The 22123-nt window shown below is 58.1% G+C and carries 19 protein-coding genes; 15 read left to right on the top strand and 4 right to left on the bottom strand.

Features of this window, described 5'->3' with window-relative positions:
- Positions 1–119 precede the first annotated feature (119 nt).
- The 9 genes from ftsH to ACXZ66_RS12055 are packed head-to-tail and all read left to right on the top strand — an operon-like array spanning position 120 to position 7981.
- A complete protein-coding gene (gene ftsH, locus ACXZ66_RS12095) occupies positions 120–2597 on the top strand; it encodes an ATP-dependent zinc metalloprotease FtsH (RefSeq protein ID WP_458749062.1) in 2478 nt (825 codons plus the stop codon).
- Positions 2598–2601: 4 nt separating this feature from the next.
- Entirely contained in the window at positions 2602–3186 is a 585-nt protein-coding gene (folE, locus tag ACXZ66_RS12090; protein ID WP_458749061.1) for a GTP cyclohydrolase I FolE, read from the top strand.
- Positions 3187–3191: 5 nt separating this feature from the next.
- Positions 3192–4046, top strand: coding sequence for a dihydropteroate synthase (gene folP, locus ACXZ66_RS12085; protein WP_458749059.1), 855 nt, complete (start codon positions 3192–3194; stop codon positions 4044–4046).
- Positions 4047–4451, top strand: coding sequence for a dihydroneopterin aldolase (folB, locus tag ACXZ66_RS12080; protein ID WP_458749058.1), 405 nt, complete (start codon positions 4047–4049; stop codon positions 4449–4451).
- Positions 4451–4939, top strand: coding sequence for a 2-amino-4-hydroxy-6-hydroxymethyldihydropteridine diphosphokinase (folK, locus tag ACXZ66_RS12075; protein WP_458749056.1), 489 nt, complete (start codon positions 4451–4453; stop codon positions 4937–4939). The genes folB and folK overlap by 1 nt, the downstream gene beginning before the upstream one ends.
- Complete coding sequence (locus ACXZ66_RS12070) at positions 4936–5403, top strand: DUF3180 domain-containing protein (RefSeq protein WP_458749054.1); 468 nt, start codon at positions 4936–4938, stop codon at positions 5401–5403. The genes folK and ACXZ66_RS12070 overlap by 4 nt, the downstream gene beginning before the upstream one ends.
- Positions 5404–5413: 10 nt before the next feature.
- Complete coding sequence (locus ACXZ66_RS12065) at positions 5414–6493, top strand: DUF6779 domain-containing protein (RefSeq protein WP_458749052.1); 1080 nt, start codon at positions 5414–5416, stop codon at positions 6491–6493.
- A complete protein-coding gene (locus ACXZ66_RS12060; RefSeq protein ID WP_458749051.1) occupies positions 6490–7179 on the top strand; it encodes a 6PGD fold domain-containing protein in 690 nt (229 codons plus the stop codon). The genes ACXZ66_RS12065 and ACXZ66_RS12060 overlap by 4 nt, the downstream gene beginning before the upstream one ends.
- Position 7180: 1 nt before the next feature.
- A complete protein-coding gene (locus ACXZ66_RS12055; protein ID WP_458749049.1) occupies positions 7181–7981 on the top strand; it encodes a pantoate--beta-alanine ligase in 801 nt (266 codons plus the stop codon).
- 3 nt (positions 7982–7984) lie between these two features.
- Here ACXZ66_RS12055 and ACXZ66_RS12050 read toward each other — a convergent pair whose 3' ends face one another.
- Positions 7985–8611 carry an NAD(P)-dependent oxidoreductase gene (locus ACXZ66_RS12050; RefSeq protein ID WP_458749048.1) on the bottom strand — a complete coding sequence of 209 codons (627 nt, stop codon included), beginning with the start codon at positions 8609–8611 and terminating at the stop codon, positions 7985–7987.
- 108 nt (positions 8612–8719) lie between these two features.
- Here ACXZ66_RS12050 and ACXZ66_RS12045 point away from each other — a divergent pair, with 108 nt between their 5' ends.
- Positions 8720–9082: a winged helix-turn-helix transcriptional regulator gene (locus tag ACXZ66_RS12045; protein ID WP_458749046.1), complete on the top strand. Its 363-nt coding sequence runs from the start codon at positions 8720–8722 to the stop codon at positions 9080–9082.
- A gap of 83 nt (positions 9083–9165) precedes the next feature.
- Here ACXZ66_RS12045 and ACXZ66_RS12040 read toward each other — a convergent pair whose 3' ends face one another.
- On the bottom strand, positions 9166–11244 hold the full coding sequence (locus ACXZ66_RS12040) for a PhoX family protein (protein WP_458749044.1): 2079 nt from the start codon (positions 11242–11244) through the stop codon (positions 9166–9168).
- 326 nt (positions 11245–11570) lie between these two features.
- Between ACXZ66_RS12040 and ACXZ66_RS12035 the strand changes: the two genes are divergently transcribed.
- Together ACXZ66_RS12035 and lysS are read left to right on the top strand one after the other, a co-directional pair.
- On the top strand, positions 11571–12740 hold the full coding sequence (locus ACXZ66_RS12035; protein ID WP_458749042.1) for a globin domain-containing protein: 1170 nt from the start codon (positions 11571–11573) through the stop codon (positions 12738–12740).
- Positions 12741–12771: 31 nt separating this feature from the next.
- Positions 12772–14319, top strand: a complete 1548-nt coding sequence (gene lysS / locus ACXZ66_RS12030) for a lysine--tRNA ligase (protein WP_458749041.1) — start codon at positions 12772–12774, stop codon at positions 14317–14319.
- Here the strand turns inward: lysS and ACXZ66_RS12025 are convergent.
- Together ACXZ66_RS12025 and ACXZ66_RS12020 are read right to left on the bottom strand one after the other, a co-directional pair.
- The gene (locus ACXZ66_RS12025; protein WP_458749040.1) at positions 14316–15527 is read right to left on the bottom strand and encodes an MFS transporter; all 1212 of its coding nucleotides are present in this window, start codon (positions 15525–15527) and stop codon (positions 14316–14318) included. The two genes, lysS and ACXZ66_RS12025, sit on opposite strands and share 4 nt — an antisense overlap.
- 47 nt (positions 15528–15574) lie before the next feature.
- Positions 15575–16999 carry a GuaB1 family IMP dehydrogenase-related protein gene (locus tag ACXZ66_RS12020; RefSeq protein WP_458751384.1) on the bottom strand — a complete coding sequence of 475 codons (1425 nt, stop codon included), beginning with the start codon at positions 16997–16999 and terminating at the stop codon, positions 15575–15577.
- A gap of 248 nt (positions 17000–17247) precedes the next feature.
- Here ACXZ66_RS12020 and ACXZ66_RS12015 point away from each other — a divergent pair, with 248 nt between their 5' ends.
- The 3 genes from ACXZ66_RS12015 (at position 17248) to ACXZ66_RS12005 (ending at position 22120) form a co-directional block, all read left to right on the top strand.
- Complete coding sequence (locus tag ACXZ66_RS12015; protein ID WP_458749038.1) at positions 17248–18717, top strand: MDR family MFS transporter; 1470 nt, start codon at positions 17248–17250, stop codon at positions 18715–18717.
- A gap of 182 nt (positions 18718–18899) precedes the next feature.
- Entirely contained in the window at positions 18900–19694 is a 795-nt protein-coding gene (locus ACXZ66_RS12010) for an SDR family oxidoreductase (RefSeq protein WP_458749036.1), read from the top strand.
- A gap of 320 nt (positions 19695–20014) precedes the next feature.
- On the top strand, positions 20015–22120 hold the full coding sequence (locus tag ACXZ66_RS12005) for a glucose PTS transporter subunit IIA (RefSeq protein ID WP_458749034.1): 2106 nt from the start codon (positions 20015–20017) through the stop codon (positions 22118–22120).
- Positions 22121–22123 lie beyond the last annotated feature (3 nt).

Below are 22123 nucleotides of genomic sequence, written 5' to 3'. Positions count from 1 at the left end.
CTGTGGCCCGGAACCAACTTTCGGTTGTGTCCGTTGAAGAACATGGCGTAGATTCCCCATAAACCCCTCCCCGGGGCTCCATCCCGGGGAGAACAACTCACGTTAAGTGAAAGTAATAGATGAAAAACAACAGAGTTCTGCGGTACGGCGCGATAGCAGCAGTAGTGCTGATCGTCTTGTACCTCTTTACCCTTTTCGGTGATCAAACACGCAACTACCAAAGCGTGGACACCTCGATTGCTGTGCAGCAGCTGCAGGACAATAACGTCTCGGTTGCTCAGATCGACGACCGTGAACAGCGCTTGCGCTTGGAGCTCAAAGAGCCCATCACGGTTGATCAGCGCGAGGGCGTCACCGAGATTATGACGCAATACCCGGCTCGTACGGCACCGCAAATTTTTGATGCCGTCCAGGCCAGCGATACAGAAAAGTACACGACAAACGTCACCCAGGACTCGTTCCTGATGTCGATGTTGTCCTTCATGCTGCCGATGGTCTTGATCTTCGGTCTGCTCTTCTACTTCATGTATCGCATGCAATCCGGCGGCGGCATGTTCGGTATCGGCGGGTCCAAGGCGAAAGAGCTGAACAAGGACATGCCGACGAACACCTTCGCCGACGTTGCGGGTGCTGATGAGGCAGTAGATGAACTCCAGGAAATCAAGGACTTCCTCCAGGATCCTTCCGTCTACGAGAAGTTGGGCGCGAAGATTCCACGTGGTGTCCTTCTCTACGGCCCTCCCGGAACCGGTAAAACGCTGCTTGCCCGTGCTGTTGCAGGTGAGGCCGGTGTGCCGTTCTATTCCATCTCGGGCTCGGATTTTGTTGAGATGTTCGTCGGCGTGGGTGCATCCCGCGTGCGTGACCTGTTCAAGCAGGCCCGTGAGAATTCGCCGTGCATCATCTTCATCGATGAGATTGATGCCGTGGGTCGCCAGCGCGGCTCCGGCACGGGTGGCGGACACGACGAGCGCGAGCAGACGCTGAACCAGTTACTGGTGGAAATGGACGGCTTCGGCGACCGCGAGGGAGTCATTCTCATCGCGGCGACAAACCGCCCGGACATTTTGGACCCAGCGCTGCTTCGTCCAGGCCGCTTCGACCGCCAGATTCCTGTGACCAACCCTGATCTGAAGGGCCGCGAGCAGATTCTGAAGGTGCATGCCGAAGGTAAGCCTCTCGGCCCTGACGCCGACTTGGATTCGTTGGCAAAGCGGACCGCCGGCATGAGCGGTGCGGACCTGGCCAACGTGCTCAACGAGGCAGCTCTTTTGACCGCGCGTATCGGCGGCAATGTGATTACCGCTGACGCACTCGAGGAAGCTACCGACCGCGTTATCGGTGGTCCACGTCGCTCGAGCAAGATCATTTCCGAGAAGGAAAAGAAGGTCACCGCATACCACGAGGGCGGACACACTCTGTCGGCGTGGGCGCTCAAGGACATCGACCGGGTGTACAAGGTGACCATCTTGGCACGCGGTCGCACCGGCGGACACGCAATGACGGCTCAAGAAGACGACAAGGGCATGTACAACCGCGACGAGCTCTACGCTCGCCTGGTCTTCGCCATGGGAGGTCGCGCAGCTGAGGAACTCGTTTTCGGTGAGCCCACCACTGGTGCGTCCTCGGACATCGAGCAGGCAACCAAGATTGCCCGCGCCATGGTGACCGAGTACGGCATGAGCTCCAAGCTGGGCACCGTGAAGTACGGCACCGAGGACGGCGATCCATTCTCCGGCCGTGGCGGTGGGGGATCACTGGATTACTCCCCACAAATCGCGGAAACCATTGATAAAGAGGTCCACGACCTCCTCGATGCAGCACACAAGCGCTCCTATGAGATCTTGCGTGCCAACCGCGACTACCTGGACAAGCTTGCAGAGAAACTGCTTGAGAAAGAAACTTTACGACGACCTGACCTGGAAGCCATCTTCGGCGATATGCCACAAGAGGACTCTGGTCTTGACATCGTGGACTACCGCTTCCCACGCCAAGATGACCGCGAACCAGTGAAAACTCCGGTCGAGCTGGCTGAAGAACGTGGCGAGGAACCACCAAAGAAGTTCTCCCTCCTTGAGGCCTCCCAGAAGGTGCGTGCACAGCGGCAGAAGGAACGCGAGGAGAAGTCGAAGAAGGATCCAGCCCCAGTAGGTGCTTCTTCTGCGCGCACGACTCCTTACTACGGGGATTCCACTCCACCCAAGGGGTGGCAGGTCCCAGGTGGTGCATGGCCGGGCCAGAACAAGCAGGACCAGCAGGAACAGCAGGACTCGGGCGATGATCCGCAGCAAGCCCAGCACCCTGGCGTATCCAACTACGGTTGGGGCGATGCTACGGAGAAGAACCCGTACAGCAAGGCTCCTCAGGCGCCGCAGGAAGCGCAGGCTCCTGAGCAGAAACCCGATGAGCAAGAAGAGCTGATCGGATTCCGCTTGCCAGAAAATGAGCGCCCTGATCATCCTGAGCAGAAACATTCAAGCCCAGCAGATGACGCCACCACGCAGATGCCACGGGTGCAAGATCCAAAGGGCTCAAAGGGCTCAGACGGCTCAGACTCGAACGATTCAGATTCAACCGGTAACCACAGGAAGGATTAGAGTAATGGAACCTTCCGTGCCTAACTCATTTGATTTCGACCGCGCCAAAGCGGCAGTCCGCGAACTTCTCATTGCCGTCGGCGAAGACCCCGACCGTGAAGGCCTCCAGGAAACACCAGAGCGTGTTGCTCGCTCCTACCAGGAGACCTTCGCGGGGCTCTACGAAGATCCCACGAGCGTGTTGGAGAAGACTTTCGCGGAAGATCACCAGGAGCTCGTGCTCGTGCGCGACATTCCGATCTACTCCATGTGCGAACACCACCTCGTCCCATTTTTCGGTAAGGCCCATATCGGCTATATCCCGGGCAAAGATGGCAAGGTGACTGGTCTTTCGAAGTTGGCCCGTTTGGCTGATTTGTATGCGAAGCGCCCGCAGGTCCAGGAGCGCCTGACCTCACAAATCGCAGATGCGCTCGTCGATAAGCTTGCTGCTCAATCTGTGATCGTCGTGATTGAGTGCGAGCACCTCTGCATGGCAATGCGTGGTATCCGCAAGCCGGGGGCGATCACCACGACGAGTGCTGTGCGTGGCGGTTTCAAGACCAGCGCGGCGTCGCGCGCCGAAGTGTTGAGCCTGATCAGGAAGTAGAGGCGATGGTAAAAGTCAGCGATTTAACGCAGCCTGAGCGCACCATGGTGATGGGAATTGTGAACGTCACCACGGACTCGTTCTCCGATGGAGGTCGGTGGATTGAGCTCGATTCCGCCGTTGCGCATGCCCATGAGCTGATCGCGTTGGGCGCTGACATGATCGATGTGGGCGCAGAATCGACCCGCCCCGGTGCCACGCGCGTGCCACCTGAGGTAGAGGCGAAGCGTGCGGCCACGTTGATCAAGGAACTTTCGCAGGCAGGCATTCGCACCAGCGTGGACACGATGCGTGCCTCTACGGCGTTGGCTGCGGCCGAGGCCGGGGTGGACATGATAAACGATGTCTCCGGTGGGCTTGCCGACGAAAACATGTACAAGGTGATGGCAGATGCGGCCATTCCTGTCTGCTTGATGCACTGGCGCACCGTGCAGTTCGGCGACGCGGCTGGGGTGGCGGACCATGGCGGTGACGTGGTCGACGATGTCCACGCAACACTTGACCGGGTGGTGGAAAATGCGCTGGCAGCCGGCGTCGAACACGATCAGATCGTGCTCGATCCGGGCCTTGGATTCGCGAAGAGTGCGGCAGATAATTGGGCGCTGCTCAAGGCACTGCCGGAGTTCGTGGACGGTGAGTTTCCCATTTTGGTTGGTGCTTCCCGCAAGCGATTCCTCACCGAAATCAGGGCGGCCCGTGGTCTCGACCACGGCCCGATCGACGCGGACCCGGCAACTGCTGCGGTGACCGCACTCAGCGCGCAGATCGGCGCGTGGGGTGTGCGTGTCCACGAGGTAGCTGTTTCGCGTGACGCGGTGGACGTTGCCGCGGCGTGGAAAAAGGGAAAGGACTTTTCTTAAATGGCAGATCGCATTGAGCTCAAGGGACTGAAGGTCTACGCCCACCATGGCGTGCTTGAGCATGAAACCGAGCACGGCCAAACATTTACCATCGACATCACCTGCTGGGTGGATTTCGCAGAAGCCGCAGCAACCGACGACCTGTCGAAGACAATCAACTACGCCGAGCTGGCTCAGCTCGCCTTTGATATTGCTGCAGGAACCCCGCGCAAGCTCATCGAAACGGTAGCAACCGAGATCGCTGACAGAGCACTTCAGACCTATCAGCAGTTGCATTCTGTAGAGGTCACCCTGCACAAGCCACATGCCCCGATCCCGCTGTCCTTCGACGACGTAGCGGTAGTCGCGCGCCGCTCAAGGAAGTCCGGCCCGTCGATCATCCCGGCAAAGTTGAGGGATGCCTAATGCGTGCCGTCTTGTCCATTGGGTCGAATCTCGAGGATTCCTGGACACACCTCGAAAGCGTCGCCTATGAATTCTCCGACGAGATCGTCAGTTCGTCGGGTGTCTATTCCACCCCACCGTGGGGCGGGGTGGAACAAGGCGATTTCCTCAACCAGATCCTGATTGTCGAAGTTGCTCAGCAACCCATGGAATTGCTGCGCCGCTGCCAAGGCCTCGAAGAGGACGCACACCGCGTCCGCGAGGTTCGCTGGGGGCCGCGTACCCTTGACGTTGACATCGTGCAGCTTCACGACGATTCCGGCGCCGAAATTACCAGCGACGATCCGGAACTAACTCTTCCTCATCCCCGGGCGCATGAACGCGCGTTTGTTCTCGTGCCGTGGCTGGATGCTGACCCGGAGGCAACGCTGCAGGGGAAAAGTATTCAGACGTGGCTTGACCAGCTGGATCAGCAAGAAATCGAGCAGATAAGGCTAAAAGAGCGATGAAAAGAACCCCCATCTCGGGCCTTGTCGGTGCAGGCTTATTCTCTGCTGCCGCGCTGGCCATTGTGACCTGGGGATTCTACGGTCGGTTCTCGGCGATTTCTCCCGTGGTCTCAGTGACATTGTGGGTACTTGCCGCAGTGTGTCTTGCACTGGCCTATGTAGTGAAAAAACGACGCGAGGACGGCCTGATTGGCCTGGATCGTTCGCAGCTGAACCCGATGATGGTGACCAATTTTATGCTCATCGGCAAAGCCAGCGCGTGGACGGGAGCCATCGTTGGTGGTGCATATATAGGCATTGGAACGTATATTGTTCCTAACTTAGGTACGTTAGTTGCGGCGCAGGATGACTTCCCCGGAGTGCTGGCCAGTGCTTTGGGCGGAGTGGCATTAAGTGTGTGCGGAGTAATTTTGGAGCGGGCATGCGAGGTGTCGCCACCCGCTGATGGTGAACCAGTTGGATAAGGTGGAATCTATGACTGAGCAAAATCGCACTCCAGACCGTGGGCAGATCGGTCTGTATGCCCTGGTAGGTTTGGCGATTCTTGCAACCATCATTATGTTGTTCACCAACTCCGGTGCATGGTTGAAGATCGCTCTCATTGCCGCCTTGTGGGCAGCTGCCGTTGGCTTCTTTCTGGTCTATCGTTCCCGGAACGAAAAAAATGAAGCCACCCTGCAACTTGAAGCAGCTCAGCAGGCGCACGAGGCAGAGCTGAAAGCCGTGGAAGCCAATGCTGCGAAGGATCGCCAAGCATTGGAAAAAAGTCAGGGGCAGGCCACCACCCAGACCGGCCTGTCTGATGAAGACACGGCGCTGCTTAAAGAAATCCGCGAGGAACTCGCCGTAGTTCGTGCAAAGCTGGAGGAACTTTCTGGCCAGGAGTTCGGCTACGAACCCGCAGCACTGCGTGCCGAGGCACGGCGAATCATGGAGCTGCAGACTACTGCGGAAGAAACTGCTAACGCATCTCCAAACACCACGGAAACCCCAATTGTGGTCCCTGAGCCAATGGAGCCTCTTGAGTCCGAGGTGCCAAAGCCAGAACCGCACAAGTCGAAGGCACCTTCGGCAGATGCGGTGGCAGGTCGCGTTGGTGGCTACGAGGAGCCAAAGATCCCAGAGTCGAATCCTTTGTCGCAGCTGATCAGCGAGCGGAAGAGCGAGGCTGCGCAGCAGGCCACCAAGGACGCCACCAAGGACGCCGCCAAGGATTCTGCCAAGGAAGCGGAGAAGGAAACGGAGCAGGCTGCCACAACGGTTTTCGCAACCGAAGCTGCCCCTGAGGCTCCGCACCGTGAAGAGTTCCCAGCGGTCAAGCCTGAAAAGAAGGCCGAAGCGAAGCCCGAAGCGAAGGCCGAGAAGCAAGAGACGAAGCAAGTGAAGAAGACCGAAGAAGTGTCCTACCGTGGCCGTCGTCGCGCCGAAGACCGCGAACAGCATGCCCACGAGCAAGAGGATGCGGGTCGCAGGCGTCGTCGCAGCGATGAAACCGACACCGGTGTTTCCGTTGCCGAACTGATGGCACGGATGAAGGAAGCTGACAAGGAGTGAGTGCACCCCGTCTCAATGTGGGGCTTATCGGTGCACCAAGTATCAGCCACTACCTGCGCGAAGCCGGCCATAGCGTGACATTCATCGAGCCCGCCGACGCCTCAGAATACGACCTTATCGTGTTCGGGGCGCAGGGCGACGAGCTCGAAGAGGTAGTTGAAGAAACGGCTCCCTTTGCCCGGCGCGGTCAGATCTACCTGCACACCGCACTTGACCATGGAGTTCAGGTGCTCGATCCCGTGGAGACGTCCGGAGCAGTTGTCGTCGCCGCGCACCAGCTCACCGACCACGTCTGGGCCACCGCCGCGGCCGATGAACTTGGCGAAACCATCGTCGAATTACTCGTCGGGGAAATGGGAGGTCGCGCCATTATGGTCAGCGACCAGCAGCGCCTGGCGCTGAAGACAGCCCTGACTTATGCGCAACTGGCCAACTCCATGCACAACGACGCCCAGCAGATGCTCGTGGAAGTGTTGGATAGCCCCGATGTTGCCGAAGAGCTGATTCCCGCCGCGCCCGAGGAGCCGTTTTTGCCGGACGTTGAGGAATTGGCGCGGCAGCATTCGTCGATAAGTGATCCTGGAAGGGCGAACCTGTTCGCCTCCGTCGTGCGCCGAAACGCGGAAGTGCGCGATGACCATAACCTCGAGCTGTGGGCGATTTCGCAGCTCAATTACAAGGAGTGACATGAGTTTCGAAACCGGCCAAGCCACCGTGGTGACCGACCCAGAAATGTTTAAGACCTACGGCCGCGCGTTCCGCAAAACCAGCAAGCGCGTGGTGTTGGTGCCTTTGGGCACGGCGGTGCATGCGGGCCATATCTCGATGATCCGCGCGGCGCGCTCGATCACCGGCGCGATCACCATGGTCACGTTCTCCGGCGAGGAAGTCCCCGAGGACTTCGCCAAGGAGAAGGTCGACGTGGTCTTCCACGGCACGCTGCCGACGCACGGGGTTGCGGTGCGCACGACGCTTGACCACTTAGAGGAGCCTTCGCTTATCGACGAGTACGTGGCTCGCGTCTTGGCCGCCACCATTGCATCGGGCGCGACTGATGTGGTGCTGGGCGAGAAAGATTTTGAGGCGCTCGTAGCGATCCAACATGCGGTTTCCGGCTTGCAACTCAACGTGCAGCTGCATAGTGTGCCAACGGTGCGCATGCCCGATGGGCTAGCCATTTCGAACCGGAATTCCGAGGTGCCTGAGGAGTACCGCGACAAGGCGATTGTTGTTGCGGCCGCGCTGACGGCTGGCGCGCATGCGGCTGAACTTGGCCCGGAGAAGATCCTGGAAACGGCTCGTGGTGTTCTCGAAGCCGGTGGCGTAGAACCGACGTACTTGGAATTGCGCGACTTGAACTTTGGCCCAGCCCCTGAGCTTGGCGATGCCCGCCTGCTCATTGGAGTGGACTTCGGGGGCGTGCACCTTGTAGATAACGTGGGTGTGCCCGTGGGTGTCGGCTTCAAAAATATCGAAGCCGACAGTTAACTTTTACTCACCGTCGGCGACAGTGAAGCGTGCTCGGCGGTGAGCAGGGTTCTCGATTTCGTCGAGTGCTGCTACTGCGAAAGTGCCGGTGGTGACAAAAGGACCCGCAATGACGTCATCTTGGAGCACATAGGAATTAGCCTTCTCGCCTGGGGCGATGTCAGGTGAAGGTGCGAGCATAGTCCAGTCGAGGGTTTCAGGGGAACCCTGGTAGGCGCGCAACACCTCGATGAACGCGCGTGGTTCGGCACCGTACTCCTCGGGAATGGCACCGGTGTCGATGAGGAGGGTACCGTCCTCGGTTTGCAGACCACCGGCACCACCGACGACGAAAATGCGTGAAGTTGGGGCTGCGTCGATGAGGTCCTTGTGAGCCTTGATGACGGGGCTGTAATCACCGGTCTCGCGTCCGCCAGCCACGGAGATAATCGTGACGTCGCTTTCATCTGCCAGTTCCTTCACCGCATCAGTGTCGGTGAGCTCGAGGGTGCGGTATTCAACACCTTCAATTGGGGACTCTGAAGAGCCCGAGCGGCTGGTACCTGCTACTTCGTGGCCGCGGTTGACGGCTTCCTGAGCCATTGCGCTGCCGAAAATGCCGTTGGCTCCGATGATGCTGATGCGGGACATATGCTTCTCCTTGGATACTAAAATCTGCTTTACACGAACAAAAACCCACTCTATGCTTGATACTTACTAAAGTAAAGTATTAAATTTGTCTGAGGTAAGGTAATGCCCATGAGCGAGGAAGAATCCGATATAGCGTGGAATCCCTTTAGTAGGGATTGCGCGAGTCGCGGGCTGCTGAACTCCATCGGCGACAAGTGGGCCATCCTAATTCTCGCCTCGTTGGCCGATGGAGCGCTGCGTTTTGGCGATCTGGAACAGGCCGTCGATGGCATCTCGCAGAAGATGCTGGCGCAGCGCCTGAGCGGCATGGTCGCGGATGGTCTTGTCGCGCGGTCAGAATACAAAGAAGTTCCGCCGCGGGTGGAGTACGAGCTTACTGAACTCGGTCGTTCCGCACTGCCCGCAGTTCAAGGGTTGATCGACTGGACAGTGGAACATATGACCCAGGTGTATGAAACGCGCCAGACCTAGCCACAGAAATAGCGAAAATGCCTGCGCTGGAAATGTTACAGCGCAGGCATTCGTCGTAAAGCGAAATCTAGCGAAGCGGCAGCCTAGAAGCCGATCTTGCCGCCGTCAGTCTTCCATGTAACTGCAACTGCAGGACGTGGCTTGGAGTTGCCACCTTCAGGCCAGTGGGAGGATGGGTTCTCAACGGTAGCGGTGTCGCCCTCGCCTGGGTGCTGCACGTTGACCATCACGCGACGGTCGTCGACGATTGGGCCACAGGTCTCAGCGTCGGTAGGAACGGTGAGGAAGCACTTCAGCTCGCCGCGGTTAGGACCGGTGGTAGGCACAGCGTAGAGGCCGTCGTGGGAGCCCAGTGCGTTGCCGTCGGTGGAGATCCACAGGTTGCCGTAGGAATCGAATGCCACGTTGTCTGGGCAAGAGATTGGGGAAACCTTCGACTTATCAAAGCCACCGAAGTAGGAGTAAGACTCATCTGGGTCGCCACAAACCAGGAAGATGTTCCAGGTGAACTTGGTGCCAGCGTGGTCGTCCTCGATCTCCATGACCAGGCCGTTCTTGTTCTCCTTGATTGGAGCCCACTCGCGAACGTCTTCCTCGTTCTTCGAAGCGTTTGCGCCGGTAGCACCACGGTAGGAGTTGTTGGTCAGGGCGACGTAGAGCTTGCCGTCATTAGGATTTGCCTCGAAGTCCTCAGGGCGGTCCATCTTGGTTGCACCGGCCTTGTCAGCTGCCAGGCGGGTGTACACAGCAACTTCTTCTGCGGTGAAGCCGTCGATGTGGGAGGTAGCGCCGTCGCGGGTCACGGTCAGCAGTGGGTGCCACACGCCGGTGCCGTCAAATGCGCCGTCTTCTGGGAGCTCGCCGCCGCCGTCGATCTCATCCTGAGGGGAGTTGCCCTCGAGGGTGGCAACGTAGAGGGTGCCGTAATCGAGGATCTGCATGTTGTGTGCCTTGTCGCCCTCGATGATCTTCTCGGAGGAGACGAACTTGTAGATGTACTCGAAGCGCTCGTCATCACCGGAGTAGCAGACTACGGTGCCATCCTTGGTGACATAGACGTTGCCAGCCTCGTGCTTGAAGCGACCCATGGAGGTGTGCTTGATCGGGGTGGATTCTGGATCGGTTGGATCGATTTCGACGATGTAGCCGAAACGGTTGACTTCGTTTGGCTCCTTCGACAGGTCGAAGCGATCGTGGTAGAGCTCCCAGCCGCGCTGGGACTGGCCGGAACCGTCAACGCCGATGCGGTCTGCGTACTCCTTGTTGCGGCCGGTGAGGCCATCAGCGTTGGTGAAGTACTGGTCGATGTTCTCTTCGCCCGAGAGCATGGTGCCCCAAGGGGTAACGCCACCAGCACAGTTGTTCAGGGTGCCCAGAACGGTGGTGCCGGCTGGGTCAGCGTTGGTCTTCAGCATGTCGGTGCCTGCTGCTGGGCCAACGAGCTTGAATGGGGTCTGAGCGGTAATGCGACGGTTCAGTCGGCCGAACTCGCGCTTCAGCTCGCCGGAGCCTTCAACCTTGGACACCTCAAGGATGGTGTGACCGTGTGCTGCGAGGCCGATGTTGACCTGCTCCTCGGTTGGGTTGTTGGGATCGTAGTTCGGGATCATCTGTGGCTCGGTGGTGTACTCGTGGGAGCACATGTAGATCATGCGGTTTGGATCAGATGGGTGCTCGATCAAGCCAGCGAAGTCATTGTTGAAGCCGAACTGCTGCTCCTGCTTTGCTGCAGTCTGGTTGTTGATGTCGAACTCAGGTGCGTCCTTATACACGGGGTCGCCCCATGCGATCAGCACGTTGGTTGTGTAGCCAGCTGGCACGGTGACAGCATCGTTGGTGTTTGGTGCGACGTTCTCGAAGTCGAGGCCCTTGACACCAGCGACAGGTTTATCGGAGGAAGAACCTGGCAGGGAGGAACCGGAAGAGAGGGAAGACTGAGCAGCTGCGGTCTGTGTGCCCAGAAGGGAAGCGCCACCAACGGTCAGTACGGAGAGGCCGCCTGCCTTCAGTGCGGTACGGCGGGTCATGTCGCCGAAGTACTCGTTGTCAGTCTTATTGCCACACTCACCGAAACATGCGTTGCCACACTTGTAGGTGCAGGTCAGGGAAGAACGATTGGAATGGAAAAGATTAGTGAAAAGGTTACGGCCCTTAAGTGCCATGGTGTCTCCTCGGCTTGTCGCACCAGCTTCGCTGACTCTTTTTTCAGAGAAATGCGCTGTGAAATTTGAACGGGAATAAAAATCGTCGAACGGATGACAGCGTAAGTGCGTCACATGTATAGCCATGGACACCTAAGTGATATTCAAGTGAAGATTAGGTAGATAAATTTGCCTATCAAAATGAAACGTGCATGAACAGTGAATAGCGATGTAACACTTCTCTCACTATTAAACACGGGAAAAACTGTATTAAATAAATTTTTGGAGGTACGGTCGAGGACATATCCATTCGGACTCACTGAAAGATTCAAAAGGACTACATCCACATGCACGTAACAACGATGCCGAACACTAAGCAGCATCTCTCCGAGGAAAGCCACGAAATCGTCAAGGCAACCCTGCCGCTGGTCGGTGAAAAGATCGGCGAGATCGCGCCGGTGTTCTACAACAAGATGTTTGCGGCTCACCCCGAACTCCTCCGCGACACTTTCAACCGCGGTAATCAAAAGTCCGGCGAACAGCAAAAGGCGCTCGCAGCATCGGTGGCCACTTTTGCCACAATGCTTGTCGACGACAACGCGCCCGACCCAGTCGGCCTTCTCAATCGCATTGCGCACAAGCATGTTTCCTTGGGCATCGTTCGCGACCAGTACCCAATCGTGCACAAGTACCTTCTGGAGGCCATCGCCGAAGTGCTTGGCGAGGCAGTGACCGAAGAAGTAGCAAACGCCTGGTCCGAGGTCTACTGGACAATGGCTGACGTCCTCATCTCTCATGAAGAGGAGCTCTACGCCTCTGCAGGTGTGGAACCAGGCGACGTCTTCCGGGATGTCACAGTGACCGCAAAGCAGCAGCTCTCCGAAAACGTCACCCAGTACACTCTCGAAGGCGAACTTACCACGGCACAGCCCGGCCAGTACACCTCGGTCGGCGTGGTCCTGCCAGACGGTGCCCGCCAGCTGCGCCAATATTCCATTGTGAAGGCGGACGCGAACAGCTACACCATCGCAGTCCAAGCCGACGGTGAAGTCTCGAACTTCCTCCGCGACAACGTCGAGGTCGGCGATACAATTCAGGCCACTTTGGCAGCAGGTGACCTGGTGCTGCGCGATTCCAACGCGCCCGCAACCCTAGTGTCTTCGGGTATCGGCTCGACCCCGATGGTCGGCATGCTGGGCTACCTGGCACGCAAGAATTCTGATCGCAAGGTCTCCTTTGTCCATGCAGACGAGTCGGAGGAGACCTTCGCTCAGAAGAGTGCGGCAGAGGCAATCGTCGCAAAGCTAGATAACGCTGAGCTCAATGCGACCTACCGTAACAACGGCGAACTTATCGACGTTGCAGCCCTCGACGTGGCGGGCTCCGATGTCTACCTGTGTGGCGGCAATGAATTCCTGCAGGCGATCCGCGCCGGGCTGGAGAACCTGCCTGCGGAGAAGGCTCCGAAGGCCGTGTACTACGAGCTGTTTAGCCCTAACGATTGGTTGATCAATTAGTTGTCGCACTCATCGACTACCCTGGTGAGTTGTGACTAATCAGGACCTTTCAGAGCAGCAGAAGATTCGCCGTTCAAAGCGCGAAAAGCTTATCGACGACGGCCACGATCCGTACCCAGCCGTAGTAGAGCGTACCCACTCGCTTTCCGCGATCAGGAAGAAATACGAGATTGTCGAAGAGGGCCAGGGCGACGGCGAAACTAAGCTTGAGGCCGGCCAGGAGACCAATGATGTAGTCTCAGTCGCCGGCCGCATCATCTTCCAACGCAACACGGGCAAGCTGTGCTTCGCCACTTTGCAAGAAGGTGACGGCACTCAGCTGCAGATCATGCTGTCGCTGGCTGAGGTCGGCGAGGAATCGCTGGCGAACTGGAAGTCTGACACTGACATTGGTGATTTCGTGTCGGTGACCGGCCGGGTGATTGCTTCCAGGCGCGGCGAGCTTTCCATCCAGGCGCAGTCGTGGCGGATGGCTTCGAAGGCGCTGCGTCCGCTCCCCGTTGCCTTCGCTGATATGAACGAAGAACAGCGCGTGCGCCACCGCTACACCGACCTGATCATGCGCGAGGACGCACGCAAGAACGCGATGACTCGTGTGAAGGTCGTGGCAGCGCTGCGCAAATTCCTCACAGGCGAGGACTTCGTGGAAATTGAAACCCCGATGCTCCAAACCCTGCATGGTGGCGCTGCGGCACGTCCTTTCGTAACGCACTCGAACTCGCTGGACATTGATTTGTACCTGCGTATTGCGCCTGAGCTCTACCTCAAGCGCGCCGTGGTCGGCGGCATCGATCGAGTTTTTGAGGTCAACCGCAACTTTCGCAACGAGGGCGTGGATTCCTCCCACTCGCCTGAGTTCACCATGCTGGAGACTTACCAGGCCTGGGGTGACTACACTGACGGCGCGCGCACCATGCGCGAGTTGGTGCAGTTCGTGGCCCAGGAAGTGTTCGGTTCCACCACCGTGACTTTGGCTGATGGCACTGAGTACGACCTAGGTGGCGAGTGGCCTGTGTTGGACATGTACACCTCACTTAATGAGGCACTGCAGAAGAAGTTCCCGGGTCAGCCTGAGGTGACCGTGGACTCTTCCGTGGACGAGCTGCTCGGTATTGCAGGTGTGATCGGCTTAGATGTTCCTAAGGGCCAGGGCTGGGGCCATGGCAAGCTAGTAGAAGAGATCTGGGAGCTGCTCTGTGAAGATCAGCTCTACGGTCCAGTTTTTGTGAAGGACTTCCCAGTGGAGACCTCGCCTTTGACTCGCGACCACCGCACCAAGCCACGCGTGACCGAGAAGTGGGACCTCTACGTGCGCGGCTTCGAGCTGGCCACCGGCTACTCCGAGTTGGTTGACCCCGTGATCCAGCGCGAGCGCTTCGTGGACCAAGCCCGCTTGGCAGCAGACGGAGACGACGAAGCCATGGTGCTTGACGAGGACTTCCTCCAGGCCATGGAACAGGGCATGCCACCAACAGCTGGTTGTGGCATGGGCCTTGACCGCCTGCTCATGGCCCTGACCGGCCTGGGTATCCGCGAGACCGTGCTGTTCCCGCTGGTCAAGCCGGAAACAAATAACTAAGCAGAACCATTTTGAGCGCGCTGAATCTTTCGATGCAGCGCGCTCGCTGCTATTGTCGCGCCAACTAAAAACACCAGCGCGATTGCGGCCAAAGCGGGCATCCCGGCAGCACTGACCACCGGACCCGCGAGTGCACCACCGCCCGCGCCCACCAGTGACATCACGAAGTCGCTGCGGCCTTGCGCGAACGCGCGGTCCTTTGCAGGGGTTACGTCAACGAGTAGGGCAGAGGATCCGACTAGGGCTGCAGACCACCCAAGGCCCAGCAGAATCAGTGCCACAACTGACGCGGTCTGCGAGGTAGGGAAAGCGATCAAAAGCACGGCCGACAGCGCCTGCATGCCAAAACCCAGGAACACGGTAGGAACTCGGCCCCACTTATCGGCAAGGATGCCAAAGATGGGGGAGAGCGCATACATTCCGGCAACGTGCGCACTGATAGTAATGCCCACAATGGTCAGCGAGGCACCGTGGCCAGTCATATGCACCGGTGTCATGGCCATGATTGCCACCATCGATGCGTGCGCCACCGCAATCATGCCGATGGCCAGCCACGTCGGTGCGTGCAGCTTCACCTTCTGTGGTTTTTCTGCTTCTTGTGTCTGTACTTGATTCTGCAACGGATCCGGCCTCAAGCCGATCTGAATGAGCACAATGGCCAGAACCTGCAAGATTGCGACAACGAAATACGCGCCCGCGTACTGCGCAAAGCCTAGAGCGTTGCCGATGGCCTCGGTGACTCCGAACAGGTTCGGGCCAATAACCGCGCCAATGGTTGTCGACCACATGATCAACGATAGGTTGCGCCCTCGGTTTTCTTCGTTAGAGACATCCGAGGCGACGAACCTGGTTTGCAGACCCACCGCAGTTGCGCCGCCAAGCAGGAAGAATCCCACCAAGAGCACGGCAAGGACCCCGGTGTGTGCAGCGATAAAAGCCAAGATGGCACCGAAGACTGCCAGCACCATACCCAAGGTCAGCGCTGGTCGGCGTCCACCTTTAATGGCAGCACGAGCCAAAAGGAGCGCCCAAATCGCGCCACCCAAGGTGGTAATGGTTGCGCCCGCCCCACCCCAGGCCGTGCCACCGAGCTCGGCGGCCAGCAGCGAGCCCATGGAAAATGAAACCCCCTGGGCCAGCCCGGCGATGATCTGTGCCCCGGCCAGCACCCAGAGGATCTTTGACGTGTACGCGCGATTTTTATTCACGAGGCGTAAGTGTAGCCGGCGTCACCATGAGTAACTAGCGAGTCGAGCTAGCGGGTTGAGCGGGGCATCCCCTCAACGAATCCAGCCTGAGACTGGACACCGACTACGGCACGGTCCTGGAAAGCGGGAATATCTGCCGCACCCGCGTATGTGAAGGCGGAACGCACGCCGGAGGTGATGTCGTCGATAAGCTGCTCTACGCCGCCGTTGTCGCCGAGGTAAATCCGGGCGGTGGAAATGCCCTCCTCGAACATCGAGCGACGTGCGCGCTCGAAGGCCTCCGTGTCCGTATTGCGGTTGGTCACGGCCCGGCGCGAGGCCATGCCGAAGGATTCCTTGTAGAGGCGGCCGTCGGAGTCTGTGTGCAGGTCGCCCGGCGACTCAAAGGTACCGGCGAACCAGGATCCGATCATCGTGTTCGATGCGCCGGCAGCAAGGGCAAGAGCGACGTCGCGCGGGTCACGGATGCCACCGTCGGCCCAGACGTGACCGCCCATCTCCCGGGCCGCTTGCGAACACTCAAGCACTGCGGAGAACTGTGGGCGGCCCACGCCGGTTTGCATGCGCGTGGTGCACATCGCGCCGGGGCCGACACCGACTTTGATAATGTCGGCGCCCGCTTCGAGGAGGTCACGGGTGCCCTCTGCTGTGACCACATTGCCGGCCACAACGGGCACGTCCACGCCCACGGCGCGCACCCGCTTGATGGCGTCGATCATGCCCTGCTGGTGGCCATGTGCGGTATCGATGACCAGCACGTCTGCATCAGCCAGCAGTTCCACTTCGCGCTCGATGTCAGCGTTGATGCCAATCGCGGCACCGACGCGGAGGCGCCCATTGCTATCTAAGGCAGGGGAGTAGATGGAGGAACGCAGGGCTGAATCGCGGGTCATTAAACCTACGAGTGAGCCATCCGCGCTGACAACCGGGGCAAGTTTGCGGCCTGCTTCCCTCAACAGCGTGAAGGCCTCGCGGGGAGTGGTGTCGTCGCGAAGCGTCATGAGGTCCCGCGACATGAAATCGCGCACCTGGCTGAAGTTGTCGGCGCCGCGCATATCGCGGTCGGTGATGATGCCCACCGGACGCTCGCCGTCGACGACCACCGCAGCACCATGGGCACGCTTGTGAATCAGGTTGCGGGTATACCCCAGCGTGTGGTGCGGCTTGACCGTGATCGGAGTGTCATAGACCGTGTGCGAGGCTTTGACCTTGGCAATCGTCTCGGCGATGATCTCGGCGGGCACGTCCTGCGGAATGATGGCCATGCCACCGCGCCGGGCCACAGTCTCGGCCATGCGGCGGCCAGCAACCGCCGTCATATTCGACACGATCAGGGGAATGTTCGTGCCCGTTCCGTCTTGGGTGGCCAGATCGACGGACATGCGCGAACCCACCTCGGAATGGCTCGGGACCATGAACACATCGGAATAGGTCAGTTCGTACGGCGGGACGTTGTTGTTAAGGAAACGCACGGGGATCTCCTGAGGGAATGGGCTGATGTCGGCAACCATGGTACACGCGTATTTCTTGGCATGTTTTCGCAGGAGAATACCCCTTTCGGGGTACATAGCATCCGGGGTCCTGGCTTATGAAAATTTTCCAATTCTAGTACTTTGTTGATTCTGCTGCTCGAAGCCTTCTGCTTCCGGGCGGCTCAGTTGTTTCTACTCACTTAGATCTCACAGTAAATCTCACAGCAAAGGCAGGCTCACGCACTTCAATGGCTGAAACTAAACAGCGCTCCGTCGGCGCCATTTTGACGGTATTGGTCATCTCCACCATGGTGATGATTCTCAACGAGACCACGCTCTCCATCGCCTTGTCCTCCATCATGGCGGACTTCAATGTCACCGCCGATGTTGTCCAGTGGCTGACCACCGGCTTCATGCTCACCATGGCCATCGTCATCCCCACCACCGGTTTCTTGATTCAACGCTTCAAAACCCGCCACATCTACTTCGTGGCCATGGCGCTGTTTATTATCGGCTCGCTCATGGGCGCACTCGCACCATCCTTCGGCGTGCTGCTGGCAGCCCGCGTTGTTCAGGCCTGTGGCACCGCAATCATGACACCATTGCTGATGACGGTCACACTGACTATTGTTCCGCCCGAGCGCCGTGGCGCCATGATGGGCATCAACTCCATCGTGATCTCGGTGGCACCAGCCCTCGGCCCCACCATCGCCGGCCTGATTCTGAATTTCTTCACCTGGCATTACCTGTTCTGGCTGATGGTCCCCATTGCCGTGATCTGCCTGGTTATCGGCTTCTTCCTGCTCCAAAACGTCGGCCAAAACTCGGCGATTCCCTTCGATGTATTCTCGGTCATCCTCTCCGCGCTCGCCTTCGGCGGCATTGTTTATGGCTTTTCGACGATTGGCCAGCTCATCAGCGGAACCTCTTCGGCACCAATGGTTGCGTTCCTGGGTGGCATTGTTTTCCTCGCCATCTTCGTCTATCGACAGATCGTGCTGGGCAAGCGCGGACGTGCTCTGCTGGACATGTCGGCCTTTTCGGTACGGAACTTCACTTTCTCCGTGATCACGGTGTTCTGTGCGATGGCTATGATGCTGGGTACCGTCAACGTGTTGCCGATCTACCTGCAATCCGCCCTGCTGGTTACGCCACTGCTGACTGGTTTGCTTCTGCTCCCTGGCGGTTTGCTCCAGGGAATTGTGTCCCCATTTATTGGGCGTATCTACGACAACGTGGGTCCTCGGCCCTTGGCGGTACCAGGCGCTATTTTGATGGCGGGCTCGCAGTGGTGGCTGTACTTCATGATCTCCGATGACACCTCCTTGTGGCTGATCGTGACCGCACACGTGATCTTCAATATTGGTATGGCATTGGTGATGACACCGCTGATGACTGTGTCGTTGTCATCGTTGCCGATGAACCTGTACTCACACGGCTCCGCGATTATGAACACCTTGCAGCAGCTTGGTGGCGCGGCCGGTACCGCAATCATGATTGCAGCGATGTCCATCGGTGCCGCGCGTGCATCCGCGGCGGGGATGTCTGGGGCGGCCGCGCAGGCTGCGGGTACCCAGGAAGCCTTCCTTGCTGGTGGCATCCTCGGGATTGTTGCCATTGCCGGTTCGTTTTTCGTTACGGCTTTGGACAAGGCTCCGAAGACTGTTTCCGAATCTGCTCCTGAGGCAGCTCCTGAGACCGTTCCTGAGACCGTTTAGTCGAAAGAATGTTTTAGTGCTCCGACGCGATGCGTGAAATTCAATTAACCTTGGAGTGGCTCTCATAGCATCATTACCGGCAGTCTTGATTGGCTGTTTTTGCTGGTAATGATTGTCCCCTTTAGGTATGAGAGCTACGACAGAAGATTTAAAGAACACATCACTATCTAGAGGAGTACAAAATGGTCAAGATTGATACATTCGAAAACCGTGTCGCCGTTGTCACCGGCGGTGCGTCAGGCATCGGCCGCGGCATTGCCGAGGCACTTATTGCTGCTGGGGCGACCGTTGTCATCGCCGACGTGAACGAGGAAAGCGCCCAGGCAACCGCGAAAGAGATCGGCGCGCTCGCACGACGCGTCGATGTCTCTGATCCGGTCAGCGTCGACGAACTGGCCAAATCCGTTGTGGAAGAGTGCGGCCACGTGGACATCGTGGTGAACAACGCTGGCGTCGGCCCACTCGAGACTTTCGAGTCGATGAGCCTGCAAGACTTCCGCTGGGTTCTTGAGATCAACCTGGGTGGCGTCATTCACGGCATGAAGACCTTCTTGCCATACCTGAAGGGAAACGACAACGGTGGCTTCATCGTGAACACGGCCTCTGTTGCCGCGGTTTTGCCTGGTCAAGGTACTGCCGCATATGGCGCTTCGAAGTCCGCGATCCTCTCGGTGGGCGATACCGTCGACCTGGAGCTGCGGGCAGAAGGCAACGATACTGTGGGCATCGCAACCTTGATGCCAGCAATGGTGCGCAGCAACATTACGGAAAACTCTCGCCAGCGCCCTGACTTCGATGCCGATTCCGATCAGACGGAAGAATTCCAGGTAGAGTCGCGTGTTCTTGAGCCTCGCGATGTCGGCGACATGGTGGTCGATGCGCTTCGTGCAGGCCGTCGCCATATTTTCACTCACCCGGAGATCCGCGAGGCAATTGCTGCCTACCAGGCTGACGTTATCAGCGGTTTCGACGTGTAACTTTTAGGCTCTGATATCGACCAATATCGTTAAAACTGCTGTATATAGTGTGTTTTAGCAACATTGGTCGATGTTGATTTGGCGCCGCACCCCCGCTAGATGTGGTTTACAACACTTAAAGCGGTATGAGTTAGTGACATCACGCTGTGAAGGTGTTAAGGTTTTCCTGTAAGCAATCTTCAGGGTTGTTACCCTCCAGCCTTTTAGGAACCTTTGGTGGGGCAAGACCTGGGCCAGTGCAATAAATGCGCTGTCCCAGGTCTTTTTTCATTCCTGAAGTAGCTCAAGTAACCACAACTCACATACTAAAGGAGCGAAAAATGGCGAAGGCATCGCTGCAGGACAATGCTGCAGACATCTTGGCTGGCGTCGGCGGAGCCGACAATATCTCGTCATTTACCCACTGTGCTACCCGCCTCCGGTTCGAGCTCAAGGACCCGAGCCTGGCGGACAAAGAACGCCTTGAAGCAAACCCGAAGGTTATGGGTGCGATTGCTCAGGGCGGTAGCCACTATCAGGTCGTCGTCGGTGGCGACGTTGCCAGCGTGTATAACGCAATGAACCAACTTCCCGAAATGAAATCGCGCGACGGGCAAGCGACATCCGGAAAATCCGACGCAGATGTCAAGGCCGAGGCACGCTCGAAAACCAAGGGCAAATACTCCTGGTTGGATGCCTTCTTCGAATACCTTTCGGATTCCTTCCGACCACTGCTTGGCGTGCTGCTCGGCGCCTCGCTGATTATCGCGTTCGCCGCGGTGATGGATGCTTTCGGCGTGGCCGACTTCCGCGCCGAAGTGAAAACCCCGGGCTGGCAATTCGTGGATGCCATGTGGCGTTCCGTGTTCTACTTCCTGCCGGTTTACGTGGCATATAACGCCGGTAAGAAACTTAACATTGACCCGTGGGTCCCAGCTGCAGTGATCTTGGCGCTGATGACTCCGGAGTTCATGAGCCTGTCTAGCCACCCAGATGCGGTGACCACCACCAACCAGTTCCTGGGCACCGAAACCACCGTCATCGAGGTCTTCGGCCTGCCGATGCTGCTCAATGACTACGGCGGAAACGTCTTCGTGCCGCTGATCATGGCACCTATTGCAGCTCTGGTTTACAAGGGACTACAAAAGATTATCCCGGCTTCGGTGCACATGGTCTTCGTACCATTCCTGACCCTGGCCATTGTGATCCCACTGACGGCATTCCTGATCGGCCCATTCGGTGTGGTTATCGGCAACTACCTGGGTATTGGCCTGGCCTGGCTGAACGGCAATGCACCATTCCTCTTCGCCATCCTGATCCCGATGCTCTACCCATTCCTGGTTCCGCTGGGACTGCACTGGCCACTGAACGCCCTGATGCTGGTGAACATCAACACCTTGGGCTACGACTTCATCCAAGGCCCGATGGGCGTGTGGAACTTCGCATGTTTCGGCGCCACAGCCGGCGTGCTCTACATCTCCATGCGTGATCGCGACACCCAGATGCGCCAGACTTCCGCATCCGCTCTCGCAGCTGGCCTGTTCGGTGGTATCTCGGAGCCTTCCCTCTACGGTATTCACCTGCGCTATAAGAAGATCTACCCACGCATGCTCGTCGGATGTTTTGTCGGTGGCGTCACCATTGCGATCCTCTCGGCAAGCTCCGGCGGTGTGCAGACCAACGCCTTTGTGTTCACCTCGCTTTTGACCACAGTGGTGTTCAAGCCAATCGTGCCGTACCTGATCTCTATCGCAGTGGCCTTCTTTACCGCGATGATCCTGATCATCCTCACCGACTACCGCACTCCAGAAGAGAAGGCGGAGTTCGAGGCAGCACGCGATGCTCAAGAGGCTGCAGAGGCAGAAGGCGAAGCATCCCACACCGTAGTAATCGAAGATACTCAGGAAGCTCCAGCGATGGCAGCAACGGAAGGGGAAGGGGAGTCGTCGTTAAGCGAAAAACCTTCCGCCGTGGCTACCTTGACGCAGCCTGCGACCCAGTTCCTGTCGGCGCCCGTGTCCGGTGAACTTGTGGCGATGGCCGATATTAAAGACGCGGCATTCTCATCGGGCGCACTCGGCGAGGCCGTGGGTATCGTGCCAACAAGCAGCGAAATCGTTGCGCCCGTGTCCGGCACCGTGATTTCGGTGGCGAAAACTGGGCATGCCTATGGTATCAAGACCGACGATGGCGTGGAGATTCTCGTGCACATCGGCGTGGATACCGTGAAGATGAAGGGCGAGGGATTCACCCCGGCCGTGGAGAAGAAACAGCACGTGGAGGAAGGCGACCTGCTAGCTACCGTGGACTTCGAAGCTGTGGATGCGGCGGGCTTTGACCCGACCGTGATCATGACGGTGGTCAATTCCAAGTCGCTTGAATCTGTGACCCCGGCAACCAGCGGACATGTTGAGTCTGGCGACACAGTTATCAATGTGGCCAAGTAGGTA

The organism is Corynebacterium sp. S7 (assembly GCF_054401105.1).
This window is presented reverse-complemented; position numbering and strand designations above follow the sequence as displayed.

Bases quoted from the DNA above. Each gene is read 5' to 3' on its own strand.
- ftsH (WP_458749062.1), top strand. From the start codon at position 120: ATGAAAAACAACAGAGTTCTGCGGTACGGCGCGATAGCAGCAGTAGTG.
- folE (WP_458749061.1), top strand. From the start codon at position 2,602: ATGGAACCTTCCGTGCCTAACTCATTTGATTTCGACCGCGCCAAAGCG.
- folP (WP_458749059.1), top strand. From the start codon at position 3,192: ATGGTAAAAGTCAGCGATTTAACGCAGCCTGAGCGCACCATGGTGATG.
- folB (WP_458749058.1), top strand. From the start codon at position 4,047: ATGGCAGATCGCATTGAGCTCAAGGGACTGAAGGTCTACGCCCACCAT.
- folK (WP_458749056.1), top strand. From the start codon at position 4,451: ATGCGTGCCGTCTTGTCCATTGGGTCGAATCTCGAGGATTCCTGGACA.
- ACXZ66_RS12070 (WP_458749054.1), top strand. From the start codon at position 4,936: ATGAAAAGAACCCCCATCTCGGGCCTTGTCGGTGCAGGCTTATTCTCT.
- ACXZ66_RS12065 (WP_458749052.1), top strand. From the start codon at position 5,414: ATGACTGAGCAAAATCGCACTCCAGACCGTGGGCAGATCGGTCTGTAT.
- ACXZ66_RS12055 (WP_458749049.1), top strand. From the start codon at position 7,181: ATGAGTTTCGAAACCGGCCAAGCCACCGTGGTGACCGACCCAGAAATG.
- ACXZ66_RS12050 (WP_458749048.1), bottom strand. From the start codon at position 8,611: ATGTCCCGCATCAGCATCATCGGAGCCAACGGCATTTTCGGCAGCGCA.
- ACXZ66_RS12045 (WP_458749046.1), top strand. From the start codon at position 8,720: ATGAGCGAGGAAGAATCCGATATAGCGTGGAATCCCTTTAGTAGGGAT.
- ACXZ66_RS12040 (WP_458749044.1), bottom strand. From the start codon at position 11,244: ATGGCACTTAAGGGCCGTAACCTTTTCACTAATCTTTTCCATTCCAAT.
- ACXZ66_RS12035 (WP_458749042.1), top strand. From the start codon at position 11,571: ATGCACGTAACAACGATGCCGAACACTAAGCAGCATCTCTCCGAGGAA.
- ACXZ66_RS12015 (WP_458749038.1), top strand. From the start codon at position 17,248: ATGGCTGAAACTAAACAGCGCTCCGTCGGCGCCATTTTGACGGTATTG.
- ACXZ66_RS12010 (WP_458749036.1), top strand. From the start codon at position 18,900: ATGGTCAAGATTGATACATTCGAAAACCGTGTCGCCGTTGTCACCGGC.
- ACXZ66_RS12005 (WP_458749034.1), top strand. From the start codon at position 20,015: ATGGCGAAGGCATCGCTGCAGGACAATGCTGCAGACATCTTGGCTGGC.